Origin of the sequence: Microbacterium sp. UBA837 (genome assembly GCF_002296025.1) — a bacterium.
Taxonomy (GTDB): Bacteria; Actinomycetota; Actinomycetes; order Actinomycetales; family Microbacteriaceae; genus Microbacterium.
Genome location: NZ_DBHD01000170.1, coordinates 3,459 through 4,505, shown reverse-complemented (window position 1 = coordinate 4,505; position 1,047 = coordinate 3,459). Strand labels below are relative to the sequence as shown.

The window sequence follows — 1,047 nt, the reverse complement described above, 5'->3', positions numbered from 1 at the left end:
CTAGAGCGAAGCCGAGGATCGCCGCGATCTCGAAGGGAAGAAGCGCGACAGCCACGACGCCGATCACCGAGACGACGATCGCGCCGGTCACCAGGCGGCCCCTGCTCATGATGCCCAGGAGCCGGTCGGTCGCGAGGCGGGTGATCAGGACGCACACCTGGTAGGCGGCGTATCCGAGAGGCGCGAGGGCGGGCAGAGCCCCGAGGTCGTCCTGCAGGTAGACCGTGCTCCAGGTGCTCACGGCGGAGTCGACGACGAACACTGCCAGGATGACGAAACCGAAAGCCCAGATGCCGGCTCGGGGCAGGCGAGCGCGCTCAGTCGCGGGGAGGGCAGTCTCGATCGGCACCTCCCGCGCAAAGAGGCGGATGCCGACCACAGCCACCACGAGGATTGCAACGCCCGCCGTCCCGATGGCCACGCCCGCAGCAAAGGGGGACGCTGCGATCGCCGACACGAGGAGGGCTCCGGCGGTCGCGGCAGCCGTGTAGGCCGAGAAGAAGCCGCCGAGGAGCGGTTTGCCGTGGGCGCGCTGCACGATGACGCCCTGCATCGCGGTTGCGGCATCCACGCAACCGAGGCCGATGCCGTAGACCGCGAAGAGGGAGACGAACAGCGGGAAGGGGGTCGGTAGTGCGATGGCGGGAAGGGCCGCCGCCTGAAGGAGGAGTCCCACAACGAGCGCGGTGCGGCTCCCGAAGCGCACGGCGAGCGCGTTGGCGAGCACGGAACCACCCGCGGCGGCTATAGCAACACCCAGGACGATGAGCGTGACGACAGTGTCATCCACGCCCTGCCGCTGCTTGAGCGCGGGGAGGGAGGTGACCACGACGGCATACCCGAGTCCCTGAGCCGCGTAGGCGGCGAACACTGCGACGCGCGTGGACGTCGATCGCGCAGCGCCGGCGACCATCGACGCGTCTGAGGTACTCATTCGGCCAGAGTAGCGACCAGGGAGCCCCGGCGAAGAAGCGATTCAGATCCTCAACGAGGCATGAAGCCCGACGTGGGGCACGGGGCCGTGCCGCGCCGCAATGCGGCCCGGCT

Annotated in this window: 1 protein-coding gene; it reads right to left on the bottom strand. The window is 69.4% G+C overall.

Annotated features, from left to right (window positions below):
• A partial coding sequence (locus B3587_RS12075) for an MFS transporter (protein WP_292728975.1) occupies positions 1-934 on the bottom strand: 934 nt, incomplete at its 3' end.
• Positions 935-1,047: the final 113 nt, after the last annotated feature.